Origin of the sequence: Lacrimispora sp. 210928-DFI.3.58 (genome assembly GCF_020554865.1) — a bacterium.
Taxonomy (GTDB): Bacteria; Bacillota; Clostridia; order Lachnospirales; family Lachnospiraceae; genus Enterocloster.
The window spans coordinates 1-20,230 of sequence record NZ_JAJCIC010000030.1 but is presented as its reverse complement, the minus strand read 5'-3'; the positions used below and the strand labels follow the sequence as shown (position 1 = coordinate 20,230).

The following is a 20,230-nucleotide window of genomic DNA, read 5'->3' as shown; positions in this document are numbered from 1 at the left end:
TCGTTACGCATTTTCACTCACCAGTTTTTCACGGAGACGGCGGAGCAGATGATCCTGCGCCGCCGTTTTCCGGCTATCATGCCATTATTATATTGTCACAGAAAGGATAGGTTTTTATGAGGGAAGCCCATACTGTCAGGAAATGGATCATATGGCTGTTTTGGATAGCAGTCTGGCAGGCCGTCCACATTCTGATCAATAATATTGTCATCTTCGTAGGTCCTCTTGATATGATGGCTGCTCTCCTGGACCAGGGCCGCACCGCAGGCTTCTGGATCACCCTTTCCCACTCCTTTTTCAAGATAAGCCTGGGATTTTTGTCTGCCTTTGGCTGCGGGATATTGCTGGGGGCTTTTGCTTATGCATGTCCTCTCATAAGGGAGCTTTTAGAGCCAGTCATGCTCCTGGTCAAATCTGTCCCTGTAGCCTCCTTTGTCATCCTGGCTCTCATATGGATCGGTTCCGGCAATCTTTCCGTCTTCATTTCCTTCCTGGTGGTAGTTCCCATGATCTACACCAGTACCCTGGCAGGCCTTATGAGTACCAGCAATGAGCTTTTGGAGATGGCCTCGGTCTTCTCTCTTCCTCTTTGGAAGAGGATACGCTTTATCTATATTCCTGCCGTCCATCCATACATTGTAAGCGGCTGCAGGACTGCCCTGGGAATGAGCTGGAAATCAGGTATTGCTGCCGAAGTCATTGGCATACCGGACAGCTCCATCGGCGAACAGCTCTACTATTCTAAGCTCTACCTGGATACTGCCGGACTGTTTGCCTGGACCTTTGTCATTATCCTGATCAGCGCTGTCTTTGAGCGCATTTTCCTGTGGCTTCTGGGACATATCCGCCATTAGGCCCTTTTTCATCAAGCATCCGGGAGGTATCACATCCATGTATATCCATTTAGACCATATTACAAAAAGCTATGGAGCTCTTTCTGTGCTGGATCAGGTCAGCCTGACCTTAAAGCAGGATATCTGCTACTGCCTTATGAGTCCCTCCGGCTCCGGCAAAACTACCCTGCTGCGCATTCTCATGGGACTGGAGCAGCCGGATTCCGGGCTCATCACAGCCGAGTGCCATGAGGGGTCCACTCCCTTTCACAGCCTGAGAATATCCGCCGTTTTTCAGGAAAACAGGCTGTGCGAGTCTTTTTCTCCCATGGAAAATGTGGCAATGGTCCTTGGAAACTGCCAAAAGGATATTGATCTCAAAAAAGAGCTTCTGAAATTGCTGCCCGAAGAATGCCTCACCCGCCCTGTCTCCACCTTAAGCGGCGGCATGAAGCGCCGTGTCGCAATCCTCCGGGCTATGCTTGCTCCCTCCGATATCCTGCTCTTGGACGAGCCCTTCACAGGGTTGGACGAGGGTACAAAGCAGGAGGTCATCCGCTATATCTTAGACCGCCGCGCAGGCCGTTTCCTCCTGGTGACGACCCACCAGGAGGAGGATGCCCTGCTGCTGAATGGACAGATCATCCGTCTATAGAACTGTCCGCTTCCGCCTGTAACTGTCCCGACAACCTGACTGTTACAGCTGGTCGGCCTGCCCCTGCCGTCCCGGCATAGGATTACCGTCAAAAGCCGGATTAAAGGCATAGAAATTCCTCTCATCCAGCTTCTCCTGGGTGATGCGCAGCAATTCGCCAAATCTCTGATAATGCACGATCTCCCTTTCTCTCAAAAACCGGATAGGCTCACAGACATCATAATCCTTCACCACCCGAAGGATGTTGTCGTAAGTACTTCTGGCCTTCTGTTCCGCAGCCATATCTTCATGCAGGTCTGTGATCACATCTCCCTTTGACTGGAATTCACAGGCATTAAAGGGAACCCCGCCTGCCGACTGGGGCCATATTCCTGTTGTGTGGTCAATATAATAAGGCCCAAAGCCCTGCTCTACTAACTCCTCTGCTGTCAGATTCCTCGTAAGCTGATGGACGATGGCCGCAACGATCTCCAGGTGTGCCAGCTCCTCGGTTCCAATGTCCGTGAGCGTTGCCTTGCACTCCTTATAAGGCATGGCATAGCGCTGGGAGAGATAGCGCATGGAGGCGCCCATCTCGCCATCGGGACCGCCGTATTGGCTCATGATAAACTGCGCCATTTTCGCATTTGGCTCTTTGATGTTCACCGGAAATTCCAAGCGTTTTTCATATATCCACATCAGTAATCGCCTCCTTCCCAGGGCCATGGATCACTGACCCAGGACCAATATGCGGTGTCTGCATTTCCTGATGCCCGGAGAGGCCCGAAATGTGCTTCAAAGGCCTCCTTCGCGCTCCTGTAGGCCTCCCGCATCTCATTATAATAGGCAATGGCTTCTGTGTCACAGGGATGTGTGTCTAAATAAAGATTAGCGTCTACCATGGCAAATCCGGCCTGATTTACCTGCTGGAGCATAGCATCGCGTGATGTAGTGTTCATCATCTGCTGCACCCCCCGAATATAAATGGCAGATCCATCTCCGGAAAGACTGTTCCCTGAGCCAGCCCCCGCTCCGGCCCATAGGTCGCCTGCCACTGCTGCCATGGCACATAGGCCATTGCAGTGGGATACTGCTGCTCCAGACAGCCGGCTGCTGTAGACGGGCAGCAGCCATTACCCGGCTGGATGGGCCGCATATAGGACTGAACGGGCTGTGTGTAGGACTGACCTGGCTGCATGGAAGATCCGCCAGGCTGCGTATAGGACTGATCAGGCTGCGCATAGGACTCGTTGGGCTGCATAGAAGGCTGACTGGGCTGCGTGTAGGACTGACCTGGCTGCATAGAAGACTGACTGGGCCGCATATAGGACTGATCAGGCTGCATATAGGACTGACCTGGCTGCGTATACGCCTCAACCGGCGGTATCGAAGCCCACCCCTCCATACTCTCCCAGCCCTGCCATAAGTCATTCATCATATCTGTACGAAAAGGCCGCGTATAACCGCTGCTGCCGCAAGCTGAAGCATTGCGCGGCATGCGGCAGCGTCCTCTGCCGCAGCATTGTCCGCGTACATCTGTATAAGGATCCATAGATTTGGATACTCCTTTCAATCCATTTTCTACTATAGTTTATGAAACCATCCTCTGCCCGTGACAGGAAAATATTTCAGACGGTCATTCACACTTTGTCTCCCCGTCCCATATGATATACTACAAACCAATCAACCACTGCAAGGCAGCAAAAAAGGCGGCAGGCACCGCCGTATCATGCAGTGCAGTATCAACCTGCCGTTCTCTTTTGGAACAGCAGATCAATGAAAAGGAGAGTATCATATATGTGTAATTCTAGATCTGGATGTAACCGTGGAAATAGCTGTGGATGCAACTGCAATACCTCCCGTTGTGGCTGTGGATGCAACAATACCTCCCGCTGTGGCTGTGGATGCGGCTGCAATACCTGGGGCTGTGGCAATACCTGGGGCTGCGGCAACACCTGGGGCTGCGGCAATAACTGCGGCTGTAACAATACTTTCGGCTTCAACACAAACAGCACCTGTGGATGCGGCTGCAATACCACTTTCAGCAATAATGACATCTGCAGCGGCGTAAGAAGGCGCGCATACCAGGATGGCTTCCGCGATGGCTATTGGGCCGGCTTCAATGACGGCTCCTGGGGCCGCCAGGGGCGCAGCTTTACCTTAGAGGAAGTGCGCCGTGACAGCCGCAATGACGGCTGCGGCTGCAACACCTGCAGCGACTGACAGACAGCATAGCATGATGCCCGGCAGCAACCGCTGCCGGGCATACCTTAGCCTTCCATCCAGCTCACCATATCTGCCAGCTGGCGCTTTCCATCCTCCATTCCAATATCATAAACCCGCTGCAGTTCCTCAGGGTCATGCTCCATACGGCCAATGTTCAAGGGCTCCCTGGGACGGATCACAAAAATCCTTCCTGCCTTTTCCAGGGCTTCTATATCCTCCAGCGTCTTGTTATAGACCAGATGGCGTCTCGCAACAGCCCTCACAAACTTCGGATATCTGCGGTACATTAGCCTTGCCATCCACGTATGCTCCGGTTCCTTTCTATAGCCCTTTTCCCTGGTCAGGATCACCACATCCCGTTGAAATCCCAGCCTCATAAAAGCCTTCACCGGTATGCTGTCCGTACAGCCTCCGTCCAACAGTTTCATCCCCTCAGCCCGTACGATCCTGGACACATAGGGCAGGGAAGCAGATGCCCTCAGGCAGTCGATCTGTCCCTTCATATCCGTCAGTTTAATGTACTCCGCCTTCCCAGTCTCCAGATTGCTGCATCCCACATAAAACTCTGTATCTGACCGTTCAAAGGCCTCATAATCATAGGGTTCCAGCCGTTCCGGCAGCTCATGGTAGCAGAATTTCTCCGCCGCAATATCTCCCGTTGTGATCAGGTTCCAAAAGCTCATAAAACGCCTGTCATTGCAGTATTTTTTATAATAACGGATGTTTCTTCCCCTTTGCCCCGCGATAAAGGAGCAGCCGTGGACTGCTCCTGCAGAAACCCCGATCACTCCGTCAAAGCGGATGCCATGATCCATAAAAACATCCAGAATGCCGGCTGTATAAATGCCTCTCATGCCTCCGCCTTCCAGCACAAGACCTATCTTTTTTCTGCCTTCCATAGTCCTTCCTTTCTGCCTCTCCATATAGGAGATATACTCCTCTTTATTCCTCTCCCTCATTGGCATTTTCCATGCGGATCTCCTTCTCTGCCGCCTCTTTCACAAACACGGCCAGTATCACGGCCTGCGGCCAATTGAGGCTCAGCTTCACATACATTCCCCGTTCCTCTGCCGCCTTCCTGATCCCCTCCGCAAGCTCAGCCAGCACCTCCCTGGTGAGATATCCGCCCCGCCAGTGAAACAAAAACGGCCTTCCCTTCCGTGCAGCCTGTTGTGCCCGTTTGAACACCTCCTCCGCCTTTGTAAAGGAAAGCTTCTTCTCCTTATAATAAAAGTGATTCCCATCCCCGCACGGCGGCGCCTCATATAAAAGGGGCTCATGGTCCTTAAAGAACCGGCCATCATCCAGATTAAAATAGTCGTACCGGATAATGCCATCGCGCCCTAAGCTGTTGTCAAAGGTCGCATCCAGATGATAATACGTCCCTCCAATCCTCACAATATTCCACGCATGGCGGTACTTGATGCCCTTCTCTGTATTCTTGTCAGAAATGGCGATCATGCACCAGATGCCCAGGGCATCACACAGGATCTTTACTGACTTCGCAATGCCCTCACACACTCCCACGCCCTGCCCTAAGGGCCCGATGATCTCATGGGAATAGGGCTTTTTCAGCTTGTCATAGCGTACATTGGAACAGATAAAATCATGGATATACCTCTCCTTCTCCCACTCCGTAAGGCCGGCCCCGGCTCTGGCAAGCTTCGCCACACGGGCCTCCATTGCACTCTTATGCTCCTTCACCTTTGCCTTGTCAAACAGGTATTCCGGGAGCATTTCCACATTGTCTGCCCCTTGGTAAAAACGGTAGTGAAAGCTCACTGCGTAGAATATCTCCGGACAATCTAGGCGGAGCTTAAAAAAGATATCGCCCAACTCCTTTCCCTCCATTTTCGGAACCGGAAAAGAGGGGGCAAGAGCAGTAAGTCCGCTCCTCATTGCATGATACACGCTCTGCTCCCTTTTATTCATATGGCTGTAATAATATGCTTCCATTTCTTCCTCCCCGGATCCTATCAGAGGCTGATCTCCACACTGTCACGCACATCCCGCTTTGTATACATGATCACCATGTCCTCTGCCTGTAATACCAGCGAACCATTTGGAATGATGATTTTGTTTCCTCTGCGCACCATGACGATCAGGGTCTGCCTGGAAATATCCAGGTCACGGATAGGCTTACCCACCCACGGATGGCGCTCCCTCAGGACAATTTCCTTCAGCTTTATGCCGATCTCATCCTTGTAGCCCTCTGCTCCGATCACCAGCTTATCCCCGGCCTCAAGGACCGTGTCGCCCCGCGGCACAATCGTCCTGTTTCCGCGGCAGATAGCTGCCAAAATAAGGCCCGGCGGCAGAAAGATCTTTTCCACCGGAAGGTTCTGCCAGATATGGCCTTCATCGATTTTTAATGTAATAAAGCGGATGTCTGACTCGTCAGAATAGGTGGAGATCGTCTTTAACTTTGTATACTGCTCCACAAAGCCCGCTGAAATAATACCTGTAGGGATCGCCACTGTTCCTACGCCCAGAAATGCAATAAAAATTCCAATCATCCGTCCCGCTGAAGTAATGGGATAAATATCTCCGTAGCCCACTGTGAGCAGCGTTGACATGGACCACCAGATCCCAGAAAATGCATTCTGAAATTTGTCCGGCTGCACGTCATGCTCCAGGCTGTACATGCACAGGGAAGAGGCGATCATCAGTATCATGATGATACAGACAGACGAAAAAATCTGATCCTTTTTCTCATTCAATATATCAGTAATAACATTGAATGCATCGTAGTATGTATTGATACGGAACAGCCGGAAGATCCTTGCCACACGGAACATCCGAAAGGCCACCAATCCCATCGGAAAAAATACCGGAAGGAAATACGGCAGGAACGTCAGCATCTCGATCACTCCATAGAAGGAGCGCATATAGGCAAGCTTTGCTTTTGCCGGACTTTTCTCCGGATACAGGTATTCAGCCGTCCACACTCTCAGACTATATTCAATGCCAAAGATGACCATTGTTATAAAATCCACGGTCTGCAGCAGCTTCATAAATGGTTCAGCCGCAGAAAAGGTCTCGAACAACGTCACAAACAGATTGGCGACTATCACCACCGCTATAAAAAAGTCAAATGCAATGCTCGGAATATCCTGATCCTTCCCTATCTGGATGATCTCAAATGTCCGGCGTTTTACCCCTCTCATAATCATTTCCCCGCTTATTTTTCTTTTGTTCTTGAAATCCAACTCCATTCTGCTGTAAACAGACCTCTACCGTTCCCCTACAATAATATAGCATATTTCCTCCCACTTCTAAACAGAAATTTCATATGTCTTTCTGACAGTACGCTGATCTTCCCCTCCTCAATGAGGCCATACCAAACTGACTGCACACAGCATCAAAGAAGCCGCCATCACAATATCCACCGCCCTGCGGTGATTGACAAATAACCGCTGCAGGGAGGCCCCCGCAAATAACCATACCAGATTGGCTATTGGCCCGGTAAAGGGAAGAAACAGGCCTACTCCCAGCAGCACCCAGAAGGAGCCGCTGTAGGGCAATACGTAGGATGCCAATGCAGTAAGGCAGAATACCATGATCTTTACATTGGTCAGCTGCACCAAAAGCCCGGTCCGAAAGCACGGCATGTCCACATTTTTCTCCGATAGGCTCCCCGAAGGCCGGAGCATATGCCATGCCATCCACAGAATATAGCCTGCTCCCACCCACGCAAATATCCCCACATACTGATTCAACATTGTTCCCAGAAAATATGTGATCCCCACTGACACCATAGACGCAAGAAAAAATCCGGTAAACAATCCCCTCCACTGCCGCAATGCGATCCCTTTTCCAAACCGAAGCGCCGTAGACAGGGAACAAAGATTCGCCGGCCCCGGAGTGATCGCACCAATATAGCAGTAGAGAAGAAAAGAAGGAAGCATCGTTTTTGGCATTCTCATCACCATCCTAATTATTTTTGTTCTTCTGAAGCAATGCGATACTTTCGACTGTCTTTTCGTTGAGCAACCGAATTTAATCGCTGTTTTGTTTGTACATACGTTTTTTATTCAAGTTTTGTCAACTGCTTAACATAAACCGCTTCTCCGCGTCCTGAACAATCTCTCCGGTCTTCCTGCCATACTTCAGACCTCGCTCTGCCGCGGCAAGTAATGCAGTGCTGCTTCTTGCATACCCCATTGTCCGAATCGTAGCTTTAAGCAGGCTATCTTTATTCAGCGCCTTATCCGTTACATCCAACGTCTGTGTGCTGGATCTTGCGATATTAAATGCCCGCAACGTTTTCTTCATCAACCGATCATACGTGATTGGAGCCTCCGCATCAACAATTTACTGCATCTTATCAGCAATCAACATCTGGCTTTCCTTCTTCACATAAGCAGCCGTAGATAGTTCTGTTACTTCAACATCTGCGGTATGGTATTCCTCTACACAATATTCCAACTCTACAGGGTTTTGTTCTTCGGTAGATCGCTACCGTCACCTGACATGTACTTCTCTCTGTTATAGCCTATCGCAAATTTCTATATGCCGCCTTAAGCTATTTATTATTTTTCTCCGCTGAGGCATTGGTCAAATTCACTAAAATACGCTTACTTTATTTTAACACCTTCCAATAACCGGATTTATTAGAACCTACTCTTTCTATATATCCACATTTCTTTAAAACTGCTATTCCTTTATCTATCGTAGTTTTACCGAGTTGAAGTATCTCAGCAAGACGTGGCTTCGTAATATTCGGATTATTCCGTATCTCTGCCAAAATACGGGCCTGCGTATGGTTCAAGAATAACCCAGTATTTTTATCACCCACTTTATCACTCCTTTTATCCCCCACCTTATCGCCCATAACATTAATCCAATTAAATGGAATTGTAACTACAATAGAATTTTCTCTGAATTCGTAGGCTTCTTTTCCATATCTCTGCGTAATTTTAGGTACACCTCGTCCAGTTTTTTCACTAATATGAAGCTGCAACAATATTTCTGACAATTTCTTATTCACCGGTACAGATTCTCCTGCGAAAAAACCTTCCATCGTCTGTTCCGGTGCAAGGGAACCCCGGGACAATATCTCAATTCTATCAGAAAATACCGTAATCATCGGCTCATTTCCACTTACCCATTTATTATGAACGAAGGCATTAATCACCGCCTCACGAAAAGCATCATTTTCAAATAACGGAACTTCTTTTCTCTCAACAACACGTTCCCTTTCATCTGCCTGAATGATATTCAGCACGTCACCATAACGCAATACCTCATCCAATGAATACAATAGACACTGATTGCCAAATTCACGCACGGAATACATATTATCTGCTTTTGTCGTGCCAGAGAAAATTGCTACCCGAATTGGTATATGTGAATTATCAGATAATAACTGTGCCAAAATATTATATTTCCCGTCTTCTGTATAGAAAGACAGGTTCTTTTTAAAGGTATCCTGATTCAGCTTTAATCCTTTTGCTCCATAATAAATAAGCAGCTTTTCAAATGTAAGTTCCTGATAGTCTGACGGAGTATTCTCTATTGTTGGAAATCCATGCCTGAGTACTTCAAATAGAAAGGCTTCTTTTTCAGGATATTTTCTTAAATTTTCTTTGCTTGATCCTATACGAATATACCTTTCTCTTGCATAGGATGTAGGTAAAGATTTCGCTGCCGGAATAGTTAAAAGAACAATCCTTTTCCCTTCTATAAGCAGTTCTTCAAATGTAAAATTGATATCTGGGCTAAACTGCCTTGCAAGATAGTGTTTTAATGGCTCATGCTTTACATCTTGATTGCAATTGAAACTAGTTCCAACAATTTCATGGGTCTGGTCATTGATTCCCCAGACAAAATATGCGAACTTTTTCCCTACAATAGCTGCACTATTAGATAATGCTGATATATATTCACCCAACTCATCTGCTTTAAACCAATTTTCCTTAAATTCAAACCACTCTCTTTCGGAATCATACTTCCGAAGTTCTTCTATTATTTCGTCTGCTTTCCTCATATTGATTTACCTTCCTTTATGAGTTTATCACCCACTTATTATAGCATAGGTGGGTGATAAAGTGGGTGATAAATTTATTTTTTCTCATTCTTTCTTATTTATGCACTTTTACATTTCAATGTCCATGGTCAACACAGTTTCTTTGTAAAAATGCAGCCTTTTATATATATCACAAAAAACAGCTATTAATCTACACGTATCAGCAGTTGTCGCTATAAGTTCAATACATTAAAATTAGTTATTTTTCCTGATCCTTAATCCTATAATAATCTTCCATATCCAAACTAAATTTCACATAGGTATCAGGTTTCCATTTTCGGTTGCTCATCGTCACACAGTATCCCCTGAACTTCATTATGTCGGGTTTTGCTCTGTCTGTCAGCGCTAAAAGCGCCGCTCGCAAAAAGTTCGCAAACGGCGCTCCATATTGGCTTTTGCCTTCGGACTTAGCTTTTCTGGTTTCACTCCGTCCTTATATTCCAGGATATACATCACTCAGACCTCCTTCAGCTTTTCTGAAGGTTTAGGTATGAGTTAACGGCTTTTTCCAATTTTTGAGCAAAGAATAATGGCTGGCAGAGAAAAACTTCTCCATCAGCCACAACGGTTCCTTTTTATTTTTTCTTTTTCTCCGGCAGTTCTTCCCACATACTTTCAATCAGCTCACCCAGAAACTCCCGATTATCTACATCATCAACCAAAATCAACTCTTTGGCTCCTTCATAAGGCAGTTCCATTTCAGCATCCAGCATCCGCTTTACAGCCGCCGGAACCGGCTTCACCAGAAGTCCGTCATCGTATATTCCTCCAAACACCCTTCCTCGATAATAAAGGATGTATTCTCCCATCATTGCCCGGCTGCTGATTTCATCCAGCCATGATAATTGTTCTATGACAAAATCCAGATACTCTTTTGTTGACGCCATATCATTTCCTCCTACCCATTGATAAGCTTCAAGAACTTCTTATCATTCATCTGCTCATTCGTGACATACTCACCGTCATGAAACAGAGCATATGTTGTGATCGGAGTCGGTGCATTCTGAGCATCCTCTCTGCTCTCAATCTTTACAGCCTTGAAAGATATACCATTCTTCTCAGCCGTCTCTTCCAAAACCGGCACATTCTTCGCATTAAACGGGCACTGGTTTGTATAGAAAAGAACATAGCCACCTTCATCTATATGAGGATGCTTTGCACATTCTTTAAACGAAGGAGTCTCTGCTCCCTTTTCAAATGGCAGATACCATAATTGAATTCCGTTATCAGCCTCATCACAGACCTCAAAGCCTTTGTACTTTAAGAACTTCGGATCTGCCAAGAACGGTTTTTTCTTCGCTGCTGCCAGAATACACAACCCCTTCTTTTCCTTCTCCTTGCTGTCCTTAATACATTCGGAAAGCAGATCACTTGAATATCCATGTCCCTTGAAAGAACCTGATACCCACAGACAATCGATATATATATACCCCGGGGCATTGATGGGATTCCATGCATTCTCCGCAGGGAGATATTCAATAAAGCACTTACCACGTTCCACGCTCTTAAGAAACACAAGTCCTTCATCAAGCCTGTCTGCAAGCCAAGCTTTTTTCGATGCTACCTGCACATCCCTTTTGTTTGAAATGGCACAGCAGATGTGCTCCTTTTCAAGATTTTCTTTCGTAACTCTGATATATTCCATACATTCAAGCCCTCCTTATCGGATGCCTTGCCACGGTCTTCCGCTTCTCCGTGGCAGCCTTACGTGTATCACCTCTACCGCGGCAGGCTCATCATCATATGACACGATCTTCTTTCGTAACAAATTCCGGCAAACGGATGGCGGATATCCATTGAAAAGTATCCTTATGTGCATAAGCAACACCAGCCACGCCGCCTCGCCTGCCGGCTCAGTCTGTTCGCACCATGGCATCCACCGGATGCCGCTCGCCCTGCCACCAGGATCCTTCCAAAGGCGGCACCACATAATCGAAGTATCCGTCTATCTGATGATCACCTTTTTTATTCATCTTCATCGTAAATGCAATCCCCTACAGAAAACCTATAGCCTGCTTGTATTCGCCATCTTCATCATTGGGATTCCCGCTGCCCCTTACCGCTATCTAATTCATTTTCGGAACAGTTACGATAGCAAGCGTTCCCTTTGGCATATCGAACTCTTTCTATTCCTTCTTATAATCAAGGCCATAGCCTTTATCCCACCGTCAGATCCTTCTCTTCATAAGGCTTGTTCCATGAACCGATCTCTATCAGATTTCCTTCCGGATCCGCGATATAGCAGGTTCTCTGTCCCCAGGGTTCCAGCTCCGGCGGAAGCACTGATGCCGCACCATTTTCTACAGCCTTCTTATACGCCTCATCAACCTCAGCAAATGTATCGACATATAACGCCATTTCAAAATGACCATTCAGTCCCTTGATATATTCATATCTCCGTCTTGTCATCTTCTCAAAGTCTCTCCTGCCATACAAAAGGAACAATGTTCCGTCCTTCACAAGATAAACATTTGACGCATCCTCTTCTTCCTTAATCTCAAATCCAAGAACGTCCCTGTAAAAACGGATCATCTTTGCCATATCCTCAACAAATAATCCAAAGCCATCTAATCTCATTATCCTAATCCTCCATGTAAATCTGTAATGTTTCTTCCGCATTCCTGCGGATAATGTTCCGCACCTCAACCGGCTCCAATACTTCAGCCTTTGACCCAAATGTCATAAGCCATGTCACAAGGTTATCCATATCCGTATATTCTGCCGAAAAAAGCAGCCTTCCATCATCCGCTTCCGTGAAACAATGCGGACCAAACTCTTCAACCAGCCGCCATTTCATATCCGGTGCAAAAAGAGCCTTCACCTTTATGCAGCCCGGAAATATCTTCTCATTTGACAGATCCGGCATAGGTACATTCCGACAAACAAAATCTTTCCCCATTTCTGCAACTCTGTCCATACGGTTCAGCTTGAACAGCCTGTAATCCTCACGTTTCAAACACCATCCCCATACATACCAGCTTGACCATTGGAAAACCAGATAATATGGTTCTATCGTCCTTCTGCTTTCTCCCGATGGAGCATAATACTTGAACTCCACAAGATGCCTGTTCTCTATTGCGCTCTGGATTACTTCAATCTTTGGTGCAAGAGAGTCCTTATACCATGACGACAGATTAATCAGCATGAAATCCCTTCCACTGAGGAAATCCGATGATCCGGTCTGGATCTTCTCCATTAGCTGACCATAGTAGCTGCTTCCGCTTACGCTATCCAGACTCCTAAGCCCCGCAAGGATCATCTGCATATCCTTTGATGTCAGGACCGTTCTGTCCATGCGGTATCCGTCCATAATGCTGATTCCACCACCGGTACCCTGGGCAGTCTTTATAGGAATCCCGGCCTTGCAGAGATCTTCAATATCCCGGTTTATTGTCCTGCGGGACACCTCAAATCTTTCTGCCAGTTCAGGAGCCGTTGTCTTCTCTTCCTGCAGTAAGATCGACAATATTCCTATCAGCCTGTCTATCTTCATAATCTCTCACGCTCCGTTAATATCATAGCAAGCTCAACACGACAGCTGTATGTCATGTTTATTATATCAGTTAGAAATTTTTTCGTAAACAAAAAACCTGCAAACATCAGGAATTATCCCCATGCCCGCAGGCTCAATAACGATCCGTTATTCCGTTATCGCTTTTGCACAAAATCCAACGAAATAAAACCAATCCCGGTCTTAGACCCCTGTCCGGCTTTTACTTCGAGTATAGTGTACACACCAGGAGACAGAATGGAACTCTTCCATCGTTTGTCCCCGGCCTCTTCCTGAATTTCCTTGCCACGGATACCATGGCCTCCCGCAGTGTGGATATATTTGAAAAGGCGGCCTCCCTTTGACAACTTCTCAAAAAAGGGTTGTCAAAAGGTTGTCACCGCCCACTTTTTGGCTTTAAAAAATCCTCATAAACCCTTATTTTATGCGGCTTAAGAGGCACACAGTCTCCACATGAGCAGTCGCCGGAAACATATCCACCGCCCATCCCTCCACCGCTTTATACCCCAGCTTCTTCATAAATCTCAGGTCCCTGGCCAATGTCTCCGGATTACAGGAGACATACACCACCTTTTCTGCCCCCATCTTTCCAATCGAACTCATAAAAGCCTCCGTACTTCCACTTCTGGGGGGATCCATGATCACAATGTCGGCTTTCTCTCCGCGGGCAGCCATATTCACAAGAAACCTTCCGGCGTCATTGCAGTAGAACTGGATATTCTTTGTCCCATTCAGCTTACCATTGCTGATGGCGTCCTTCACTGCGTCCTGGTTCAGCTCCACGCCTATGACGCGGCCTGCATGACGGCTGGCAATAATACCGATTGTCCCAATCCCGCAGTAGGCATCCACTACCGTCTCTTTTCCGGTCAGCCCGGCCAGCTCCAGAGCCTTGCCATAAAGCCGCTCTGTCTGCACCGGATTCACCTGATAAAAGGAACGCGAGGAAATCCGGAACCTGCAGCCGCACAGTTCATCCACAATGTATCCCTTCCCGTACAGCACCTGCTCCCGCTCTCCCAGCACCATGCTGGTGCCTCTGCTGTTGATGTTCTGGATAATAGTGGTGATCTCCGGGTGCTTCTCCCGAAGCGCCTTCACAAAATTGTGTTTGGAGGGAAATACAGGGGATGCCGTTACCAGAACCACCATGATCTCCCCGGTCTGAAAGCCCCGGCGCACCAGCACATGGCGCAGAAGCCCATAGCCTGTATCCTCATTGTAGGGGCGTATTTTAAAGGATTTCAGCATTCCCCTGATCGTGACGATGATCTCATCCGCCTTCTCGTCCTCGATCATGCACTTGTCCACCGGAACTACAATATGGCTGTTTTCCTGGTAAATTCCGGAAACCGTATTGCCCCTCCTGTCCTGGGAGAACACGGCATGCACTTTGTTGCGGTAATGAAAGGGATTCTCCATTCCTATGATGGACTTTACCGGACATAAACCCTTTAACAGCTCCTCCACCTGCTTCTGCTTCAAGCGAAGCTGCTTCTCATACTCCAGGTCCAGCATCTGGCAGCCGCCGCACAGCTGGCTTACCGGGCATAGTCCCTGCCCCTTCCCGTTTCTCCCTGAAGCCTCATTTTTCACACTGCCCTTTTTCTCTTTTCTATTATTGAAATATTCCATTTTTTATGTTCTCTTTCCTCTGAAAATGATATCCACGTGGACATTTTACCATATATCCTATATAATGTGTAAATAAAAAGAACTGCACCCAGTTTAAAACACTTTCCAAACGAGGTACTGCACATGACCACACATCCCATACCAGATAACCAGACCTGCTATATTGACCGGACTCTTTACACCGGACGCCCCTCAGATATCTCAGGACGTCCGGAGAAGGAAATACGCACCTATGACCTGCTGGATTCCCTCCATGTTCCCTACCAGCGCCTGGACCACGACGCTATGCCCACCATTGAGGCCTGCCACGAGGTGGACAAGCTTCTGGGAATCGAAATCTGTAAAAATCTGTTTCTGAGAAATGCTCAAAAGACCGACTTTTATCTTCTCATGATGCCGGGAAACAAAAAATTCAAGACAGCCATTCTCTCCAAACAGATCGGAAGCGCCCGTCTTTCCTTTGCTGAAGCGGAATTTATGGAGCAATTCCTTGACATCACTCCCGGCTCTGTCAGCGTTCTCGGACTCATGAATGACAAGGAGCACCGCGTACGTTTGCTGATCGACAAGGATGTCCTGGAAAACCACGAATACATCGGATGTCATCCCTGCATCAACACCTCCAGTCTGAGGCTGCGCACAAGGGATCTGCTGGACAAGATCCTTCCGGCCATCGGCCATCCCTACACTTTAGTTGACCTTCCCTATACAGAAGCATAAAACACGCCGGAATCTGACCGCCTGCCGCTCTTTTGCAGCAGGCATATCCGATTCCGGCGTATATAGTTTGGTCATTAGATAGCAGCGGTCACACCTTTTAGCCACTCTGCCTCCTCCGCAGTCAGATAAGGAGAAATCTTCTCATACACAGCCCGGTGGTACTGGTTCAGATACTCCACATCCTGCTCCGTCATCAGTGACTTATCAATGGCCTCCACATCGATCGGAACATAGGTCAGGTACTCAAACCGCAAAAACTGCCCATATTCATTTTTCTCATCCTCCACGCAAAGGATCAGGTTCTCTGTACGGATTCCATGCTTGCCCTCAATATAAAGTCCAGGCTCGTCTGAGGTGATCATTCCAGCCTCAAACACTCCGCTGTCCTGACGCTCCGGAACCATCTTAAAACGGATCCCATTTGGACGCTCATGAACGCTGGAGAGATAGCTTACTCCATGGCCTGTACCGTGCTCAAAGTTCAATCCCCGCTTCCAAAGCACCTCTCTGGCAGCATAGTCAATGCTGAGCCCCCGGCATCCATGGAGAAACTTCACATTTCCCAGCCGCAGCATGCTCATGAGCACCAGGGTGAAATGCTCCTTCTCCTCATCTGTGAGAGGCCCCAATGCAATGGTCCTTGTGATATCTGTGGTTCCCTCATAATACTGTCCGCCGGAATCCACCAGATAAAGTCCCCTGGGCTCCAGCTTTACATTGCTCTCCTCTGTGGCGGAATAGTGGCACATAGCCCCATGTGCTCCGTATGCGGATATGGTCGAAAAGCTGAGTCCCAGACAGCCCTCCTGCTGCCTTCGCAGCTCCTCCAGATAATCCGATACGCTGATCTCATCCATGGGGATCCGTCCAATATTCTTCTTCAGCCAGTAGATGAACTTTGTCATTGCTACGCCGTCTTTTACGTGGGCCTTTTTCTCATTCTCGATCTCAACCGCATTCTTCACAGCTTTGGCCTCTGCTGTGGGATTCATCTTATTGATGATCTTATTTGATTCCTTTAACAGGCAGTAAATGGAGTAATTTACCCGGCCCATCTCCAGAAGAACGCGCTCTCCCTTGAGCTCTGCCGCCATCTCATATATCTGCTCATAAGGAAGTATGGTAACTCCCTTTCCCTCCAGATAGGCCCTGGTTGTCACATTCTCATCATTATCCAAATATGGATATGCGTTATTTTCAAGAGCCTGTTCATTGGCAAATAGATACAGCTTATCCATTGTCACCACTGCATAAGCCAGCGCCACCGGGTTATAGGCAATGTCATTTCCGCGTATATTGAGCAGCCATGCAATATCATCCAGGGATGTCAGCACATGGACCGTAGCATGGGCCTTCTTCATGGCGGCTCTCACATCCCTGATCTTATCCTCCGCCGCCTTTCCTGCATACCGCTCATCTAACACCCACACCGGCTCTGCGGAGCGCGGCGGCCTGTCCTTCCAGATAGCTCCTACCAGATCCCCGCTGCAGCAGAAGGAAACCTCCTTTTCCTCCAGCCGCTCCTCCAGCTCTGACCCGGCCAAGGCATTTACTACCCGGCCGTCAAAGCCCAGAACGCCCTTCTGCGGTAATATTTCCTCCAAATATTCTTCCACTGTGGGAACTCCCTCACAGCCCATCTTCATCATGATAATGGAGGTTCCTGAAAGCTCGCCTGCTGCCTGGACAAAATAGCGGCCGTCCACCCACAGCCTTGCCTCCTCCAACGTCACCACTGCGGTGCCTGCGGATCCGGTAAATCCTGTCAGATATTTCCTGCATTTAAAATGCTCCCCTACATATTCCGACTCGTGGAAGTCTGCCGTGGGTACCATATAGGCATCCATCCCCCGCTCCTTCATCAGGCTGCGGAGGCTTTTCAGCCTCTCTTCAATCATATTCATAAAATTTCCTCCTTGTTATGAGCACGCAGCGTCTGCCCTCAGGCCCTTGCGTGCAGTACGTGCCACACTTACTCAGCGTAGTCTTCTTAAGCTGAGTGACCCGGCTTATACAGGTTCGTGGTGCATGGCATCCTGAATCGCCAGCCCGATCCCCTCATTGTATGTAGGATGGGCACGCATGGCAAAGGACATCTGCTCCGCTGTGAGTCCATTGGCAATGGCCATAGCGATCTCCCCGATCATATCGGTTGCCCTGGGACACATCATCTGCGCGCCCACGATGGTATTGGAATACGCCTCAAATACAAGGCGGATAAAGCCATTTTCCGTTCCTGAAATAATGGACTTTCCATTTTCCCTCATGGAGAAATGGCCGCAGCGCACCTTCAGTCCCACCTGCTTTGCCCCTTCCTCCGTAATTCCTACTGTTGCGATCTCCGGACTTGTATAGATGCAGTTGGGCACAATGGGAAGGGAGACAAACATCCCGCTGGGAACGGCCTTCAGGCGGATGCTGTGATTCCTTCCCGCCAGCTTCTCCACCACATAGGTGGCCTCGGCCGCTGCCACATGTGCCAGCTGATTCTTCGTACATACATCGCCAATGGCATAAACTCCCGGCTCGCTCGTCTCAAAATCCTCTGATACTGCAATCTTTCCATTCTGCATCTTAAGGGAAACATCATTTCCCATAAGCCGTGTAATATTCGGACGCCGTCCAATAGCCATCAGCACCTGTCCTGCCCGCATCTTCACAGGCTCTCCCTCCTCATTTGGGGTGATGGTGCACCAAAGGCCGTTTTCTTCCTCCCGGATCTCAGTCACAGTGGCGTCACAGTAAATATCAATTCCCTTCCTGCGCAGCTCCTTCTCCAATTCAATTGACATAATGTCATCCATGGGTGCCATCAGATGCTTCTGCTTTTCAATGATCGTCACATGAGCGCACAGATTATTGAAGATCGTCGCCAACTCCACGGCGATCACTCCGCCTCCTAAGATCGTCAGGCGGTCAAAATTCCAGTTCTGAGCTGCCAGCAGCCTGTCACTGTCCCAGACTCCCGGCAGATTCGCTCCCGGAATATGGCTCATAATGGGAAGAGCGCCTGTGGCAATGATCACATGAGTGCCCTGGAAAAACTCTTTTCCTCCCTCTGCCAGCTCGACCTCCACGGTCCTGTCACGCCGGAGTGTGGCTGTGCCGTGGACTGTTTCCACCTGAAGGCGCTCAAAATTCCGCACCACGCTCTCCCTGTATTTTATAACAGCTTCCCTCTTATACCGCTGCATTTTCGCAAAATCAAAGGAAATAAAATCCGTGGATACGCCAAATTCATCACAGTTCTGCATCATGTGGAACATATTCGAGGCATGAAGAAGAGCCTTTGTGGGAATGCAGCCGCGGTTCACACAGGTTCCCCCTATTTTTTTCGCCTCGATCACGACTGCCTTCATTCCAAACTCTGCTGCCTTGAGAGCCGCTGTGTAGCCTCCTGGGCCTCCCCCGATAATTACCAGATCAAATTTTCTTGCCATCCTTAACCTCCCATTTTCCTATCCTATCAGTCCGAAATGCCGGCAGGCATTCCACACTCCGTCTTTATCAATATCATCCGTTACATAATCTGCCGCTGCCTTTAATTCCCCGCAGGAATTGCCCATAGCGATCCCGATGCCTGCTTCACGGATAATTTCATAATCATTCATGCTGTCTCCAAAGGCTACGGTCTGCTCCATGGCGATCCCGTAATATTCGCACAGCCGTTTCAGCCCCTCTGCCTTGGAAGCCTCCTTCTCCACCACATCTGCGCCCATACGTCCCGAAAACATAGGGAATTTCAAATCAGGGAATGCGGACTCCAGCTCCTCTATCCGCTCCGGTCCCCCTATGTAAACCAATGTGCGCACAGGCATATCCATAAGCTCCCAGACATCCTGAAAGCTGCGCTCTGAAATGCCCCAGCGCGTCTTATCATAGAGCACTACCCCTGGAATGTTGGTAAAATAATCATGCCCATTCATGCTGACACCCACAGAAATACCGTTCTTCTCCCCATAGGACAGAAGAGCTCTCAGCCTCTCCTTATCCATCAAATGCTCATACAGCACCGTTCCCTCTGCCTCCACCCTCGTACCGTTCATATGGATAACAGCATCCGGCTGTATCAGCTCCTTATACATAATACTCATCTCATGGTCCATATTTCTGCCGCTGGCGATCGCAACAACACTGTCTTCCTTCAAACACTTAAGCGCCCTCATAGCGCTGTCCGGTATTTTCCAGGTCTTGTGATCCAACAGGGTCATATCCAGATCAAAGCTTACGATCCTCTTCTTGGGATTTGTCTGTGTCATGTAAAATTTCTCCTAAAAAAACAAAATTAGGGCTTTTCAAATCAAAAAAACTCTGCTATAATATAGAAGTTCGAGGCGGAGTATGGCGTAGCTTGGTAGCGCGCTCGGCTGGGGGCCGAGAGGTCGCAGGTTCAAATCCTGTTACTCCGATTTTTTATCCCTGATCGTTTGAAGATCAGGGATTTTTTTGTCCTGATTCTTCCGTACAGTCTGAACCGCAAAACCTCCTATCATTATACCCCAGCATTACGGATTCATCAAGCTATGTCAAAAGAATCACACAGATGCTGCATCATCCGGCATTACAAAAGCCGAGGCTCTCACCTCGGCTCAGACTGTAGACAAAGTTGGTGCTAGTTGATTACGCCCAGCACCACTTTTCTT

21 protein-coding genes, 1 tRNA gene and 2 pseudogenes are annotated in these 20,230 nt (G+C 48.2%); 6 read left to right on the top strand and 18 right to left on the bottom strand.

Features of this window, described 5'->3' with window-relative positions:
- Positions 1-116: 116 nt before the first annotated feature.
- Both LIZ87_RS16590 and LIZ87_RS16585 read left to right on the top strand, forming a co-directional pair.
- The gene (locus tag LIZ87_RS16590; RefSeq protein ID WP_227148499.1) at positions 117-854 is read left to right on the top strand and encodes an ABC transporter permease; all 738 of its coding nucleotides are present in this window, start codon (positions 117-119) and stop codon (positions 852-854) included.
- A gap of 37 nt (positions 855-891) precedes the next feature.
- On the top strand, positions 892-1,488 hold the full coding sequence (locus tag LIZ87_RS16585) for an ATP-binding cassette domain-containing protein (RefSeq protein ID WP_227148498.1): 597 nt from the start codon (positions 892-894) through the stop codon (positions 1,486-1,488).
- 42 nt (positions 1,489-1,530) lie between these two features.
- Here LIZ87_RS16585 and LIZ87_RS16580 read toward each other — a convergent pair whose 3' ends face one another.
- From LIZ87_RS16580 to LIZ87_RS16570, 3 genes are read right to left on the bottom strand one after another with little or no spacing between them, the layout of a single operon-like run.
- Positions 1,531-2,166: a manganese catalase family protein gene (locus LIZ87_RS16580; RefSeq protein WP_178316869.1), complete on the bottom strand. Its 636-nt coding sequence runs from the start codon at positions 2,164-2,166 to the stop codon at positions 1,531-1,533.
- Entirely contained in the window at positions 2,166-2,429 is a 264-nt protein-coding gene (locus LIZ87_RS16575; protein ID WP_178316870.1) for a spore coat protein CotJB, read from the bottom strand. Before LIZ87_RS16575 ends, LIZ87_RS16580 begins: the two co-directional genes overlap by 1 nt.
- The gene (locus LIZ87_RS16570) at positions 2,426-2,905 is read right to left on the bottom strand and encodes a spore coat associated protein CotJA (RefSeq protein ID WP_227148496.1); all 480 of its coding nucleotides are present in this window, start codon (positions 2,903-2,905) and stop codon (positions 2,426-2,428) included. The genes LIZ87_RS16575 and LIZ87_RS16570 overlap by 4 nt, the downstream gene beginning before the upstream one ends.
- A gap of 226 nt (positions 2,906-3,131) precedes the next feature.
- On the opposite strand from LIZ87_RS16570, the gene LIZ87_RS16565 reads away from it, so the two are divergent.
- Together LIZ87_RS16565 and LIZ87_RS16560 are read left to right on the top strand one after the other, a co-directional pair.
- The gene (locus LIZ87_RS16565; RefSeq protein ID WP_227148494.1) at positions 3,132-3,272 is read left to right on the top strand and encodes a hypothetical protein; all 141 of its coding nucleotides are present in this window, start codon (positions 3,132-3,134) and stop codon (positions 3,270-3,272) included.
- Complete coding sequence (locus LIZ87_RS16560; RefSeq protein ID WP_227148492.1) at positions 3,265-3,690, top strand: hypothetical protein; 426 nt, start codon at positions 3,265-3,267, stop codon at positions 3,688-3,690. Before LIZ87_RS16565 ends, LIZ87_RS16560 begins: the two co-directional genes overlap by 8 nt.
- 47 nt (positions 3,691-3,737) lie before the next feature.
- On the opposite strand, the gene LIZ87_RS16555 is transcribed toward LIZ87_RS16560, so the two are convergent.
- The 12 genes and pseudogenes from LIZ87_RS16555 to rlmD all read right to left on the bottom strand — a co-directional run.
- Positions 3,738-4,592, bottom strand: a complete 855-nt coding sequence (locus tag LIZ87_RS16555; RefSeq protein WP_227148532.1) for a patatin-like phospholipase family protein — start codon at positions 4,590-4,592, stop codon at positions 3,738-3,740.
- A 43-nt stretch (positions 4,593-4,635) separates the two neighbouring features.
- Positions 4,636-5,649 (bottom strand): transglutaminase domain-containing protein, encoded by a 1,014-nt coding sequence (locus LIZ87_RS16550; protein WP_227148490.1) that lies wholly within the window; start codon positions 5,647-5,649, stop codon positions 4,636-4,638.
- 20 nt (positions 5,650-5,669) lie between these two features.
- A complete protein-coding gene (locus LIZ87_RS16545; RefSeq protein ID WP_227148488.1) occupies positions 5,670-6,860 on the bottom strand; it encodes an ion transporter in 1,191 nt (396 codons plus the stop codon).
- 159 nt (positions 6,861-7,019) lie between these two features.
- The gene (locus LIZ87_RS16540; protein WP_227148486.1) at positions 7,020-7,613 is read right to left on the bottom strand and encodes a LysE family transporter; all 594 of its coding nucleotides are present in this window, start codon (positions 7,611-7,613) and stop codon (positions 7,020-7,022) included.
- 124 nt (positions 7,614-7,737) lie between these two features.
- Complete coding sequence (locus LIZ87_RS16535; RefSeq protein ID WP_227148484.1) at positions 7,738-7,968, bottom strand: hypothetical protein; 231 nt, start codon at positions 7,966-7,968, stop codon at positions 7,738-7,740.
- A 307-nt stretch (positions 7,969-8,275) separates the two neighbouring features.
- A complete protein-coding gene (locus LIZ87_RS16530) occupies positions 8,276-9,682 on the bottom strand; it encodes an RNA-binding domain-containing protein (RefSeq protein ID WP_227148482.1) in 1,407 nt (468 codons plus the stop codon).
- Between the two features lie 614 nt (positions 9,683-10,296).
- Positions 10,297-10,608 carry a TfoX/Sxy family protein gene (locus LIZ87_RS16525; RefSeq protein WP_227148480.1) on the bottom strand — a complete coding sequence of 104 codons (312 nt, stop codon included), beginning with the start codon at positions 10,606-10,608 and terminating at the stop codon, positions 10,297-10,299.
- Positions 10,609-10,619: 11 nt separating this feature from the next.
- Positions 10,620-11,366 (bottom strand): N-acetyltransferase, encoded by a 747-nt coding sequence (locus LIZ87_RS16520; protein WP_178317200.1) that lies wholly within the window; start codon positions 11,364-11,366, stop codon positions 10,620-10,622.
- A 106-nt stretch (positions 11,367-11,472) separates the two neighbouring features.
- Positions 11,473-11,835 (bottom strand): annotated as a pseudogene (locus tag LIZ87_RS22945) (GyrI-like domain-containing protein); the annotation flags it as partial.
- 43 nt (positions 11,836-11,878) lie between these two features.
- Positions 11,879-12,298: a VOC family protein gene (locus LIZ87_RS16510; RefSeq protein WP_178317199.1), complete on the bottom strand. Its 420-nt coding sequence runs from the start codon at positions 12,296-12,298 to the stop codon at positions 11,879-11,881.
- Positions 12,299-12,302: 4 nt separating this feature from the next.
- A complete protein-coding gene (locus tag LIZ87_RS16505; RefSeq protein WP_178317198.1) occupies positions 12,303-13,214 on the bottom strand; it encodes a helix-turn-helix transcriptional regulator in 912 nt (303 codons plus the stop codon).
- A gap of 435 nt (positions 13,215-13,649) precedes the next feature.
- A pseudogene (gene rlmD / locus LIZ87_RS16500) lies at positions 13,650-14,786 on the bottom strand (23S rRNA (uracil(1939)-C(5))-methyltransferase RlmD); the annotation flags it as partial.
- Between the two features lie 204 nt (positions 14,787-14,990).
- On the opposite strand from rlmD, the gene LIZ87_RS16495 reads away from it, so the two are divergent.
- The gene (locus LIZ87_RS16495; RefSeq protein WP_178317197.1) at positions 14,991-15,587 is read left to right on the top strand and encodes a prolyl-tRNA synthetase associated domain-containing protein; all 597 of its coding nucleotides are present in this window, start codon (positions 14,991-14,993) and stop codon (positions 15,585-15,587) included.
- Positions 15,588-15,661: 74 nt separating this feature from the next.
- Here the strand turns inward: LIZ87_RS16495 and LIZ87_RS16490 are convergent, their stop codons facing one another.
- From LIZ87_RS16490 to LIZ87_RS16480, 3 genes are all read right to left on the bottom strand, one after another.
- Positions 15,662-17,491: an aminopeptidase P family protein gene (locus LIZ87_RS16490; protein WP_227148478.1), complete on the bottom strand. Its 1,830-nt coding sequence runs from the start codon at positions 17,489-17,491 to the stop codon at positions 15,662-15,664.
- Between the two features lie 105 nt (positions 17,492-17,596).
- A complete protein-coding gene (gene lpdA, locus LIZ87_RS16485; protein ID WP_227148476.1) occupies positions 17,597-19,027 on the bottom strand; it encodes a dihydrolipoyl dehydrogenase in 1,431 nt (476 codons plus the stop codon).
- Positions 19,028-19,045: 18 nt separating this feature from the next.
- Complete coding sequence (locus tag LIZ87_RS16480; protein ID WP_227148475.1) at positions 19,046-19,846, bottom strand: Cof-type HAD-IIB family hydrolase; 801 nt, start codon at positions 19,844-19,846, stop codon at positions 19,046-19,048.
- A gap of 76 nt (positions 19,847-19,922) precedes the next feature.
- Between LIZ87_RS16480 and LIZ87_RS16475 the strand changes: the two genes are divergently transcribed.
- A tRNA-Pro gene (locus tag LIZ87_RS16475) sits at positions 19,923-19,996 on the top strand.
- The last annotated feature ends 234 nt before the right edge of the window (positions 19,997-20,230 follow it).

What these genes read in the sequence shown, in the direction of transcription:
- LIZ87_RS16590 (WP_227148499.1), top strand. Translation starts at nt 117, where the DNA reads ATGAGGGAAGCCCATACTGTCAGGAAATGGATCATATGGCTGTTTTGG.
- LIZ87_RS16560 (WP_227148492.1), top strand. Translation starts at nt 3,265, where the DNA reads ATGTGTAATTCTAGATCTGGATGTAACCGTGGAAATAGCTGTGGATGC.
- LIZ87_RS16540 (WP_227148486.1), bottom strand. Translation starts at nt 7,613, where the DNA reads ATGCCAAAAACGATGCTTCCTTCTTTTCTTCTCTACTGCTATATTGGT.
- LIZ87_RS16490 (WP_227148478.1), bottom strand. Translation starts at nt 17,491, where the DNA reads ATGAATATGATTGAAGAGAGGCTGAAAAGCCTCCGCAGCCTGATGAAG.
- LIZ87_RS16535 (WP_227148484.1), bottom strand. Translation starts at nt 7,968, where the DNA reads ATGAAGAAAACGTTGCGGGCATTTAATATCGCAAGATCCAGCACACAG.
- LIZ87_RS16555 (WP_227148532.1), bottom strand. Translation starts at nt 4,592, where the DNA reads ATGGAAGGCAGAAAAAAGATAGGTCTTGTGCTGGAAGGCGGAGGCATG.
- LIZ87_RS16565 (WP_227148494.1), top strand. Translation starts at nt 3,132, where the DNA reads ATGATATACTACAAACCAATCAACCACTGCAAGGCAGCAAAAAAGGCG.
- LIZ87_RS16480 (WP_227148475.1), bottom strand. Translation starts at nt 19,846, where the DNA reads ATGACACAGACAAATCCCAAGAAGAGGATCGTAAGCTTTGATCTGGAT.
- LIZ87_RS16550 (WP_227148490.1), bottom strand. Translation starts at nt 5,649, where the DNA reads ATGGAAGCATATTATTACAGCCATATGAATAAAAGGGAGCAGAGCGTG.
- lpdA (WP_227148476.1), bottom strand. Translation starts at nt 19,027, where the DNA reads ATGGCAAGAAAATTTGATCTGGTAATTATCGGGGGAGGCCCAGGAGGC.
- LIZ87_RS16525 (WP_227148480.1), bottom strand. Translation starts at nt 10,608, where the DNA reads ATGGCGTCAACAAAAGAGTATCTGGATTTTGTCATAGAACAATTATCA.
- LIZ87_RS16510 (WP_178317199.1), bottom strand. Translation starts at nt 12,298, where the DNA reads ATGAGATTAGATGGCTTTGGATTATTTGTTGAGGATATGGCAAAGATG.
- LIZ87_RS16585 (WP_227148498.1), top strand. Translation starts at nt 892, where the DNA reads ATGTATATCCATTTAGACCATATTACAAAAAGCTATGGAGCTCTTTCT.
- LIZ87_RS16495 (WP_178317197.1), top strand. Translation starts at nt 14,991, where the DNA reads ATGACCACACATCCCATACCAGATAACCAGACCTGCTATATTGACCGG.
- LIZ87_RS16570 (WP_227148496.1), bottom strand. Translation starts at nt 2,905, where the DNA reads ATGATGAATGACTTATGGCAGGGCTGGGAGAGTATGGAGGGGTGGGCT.
- LIZ87_RS16505 (WP_178317198.1), bottom strand. Translation starts at nt 13,214, where the DNA reads ATGAAGATAGACAGGCTGATAGGAATATTGTCGATCTTACTGCAGGAA.
- LIZ87_RS16545 (WP_227148488.1), bottom strand. Translation starts at nt 6,860, where the DNA reads ATGAGAGGGGTAAAACGCCGGACATTTGAGATCATCCAGATAGGGAAG.
- LIZ87_RS16530 (WP_227148482.1), bottom strand. Translation starts at nt 9,682, where the DNA reads ATGAGGAAAGCAGACGAAATAATAGAAGAACTTCGGAAGTATGATTCC.
- LIZ87_RS16520 (WP_178317200.1), bottom strand. Translation starts at nt 11,366, where the DNA reads ATGGAATATATCAGAGTTACGAAAGAAAATCTTGAAAAGGAGCACATC.
- LIZ87_RS16580 (WP_178316869.1), bottom strand. Translation starts at nt 2,166, where the DNA reads ATGTGGATATATGAAAAACGCTTGGAATTTCCGGTGAACATCAAAGAG.
- LIZ87_RS16575 (WP_178316870.1), bottom strand. Translation starts at nt 2,429, where the DNA reads ATGATGAACACTACATCACGCGATGCTATGCTCCAGCAGGTAAATCAG.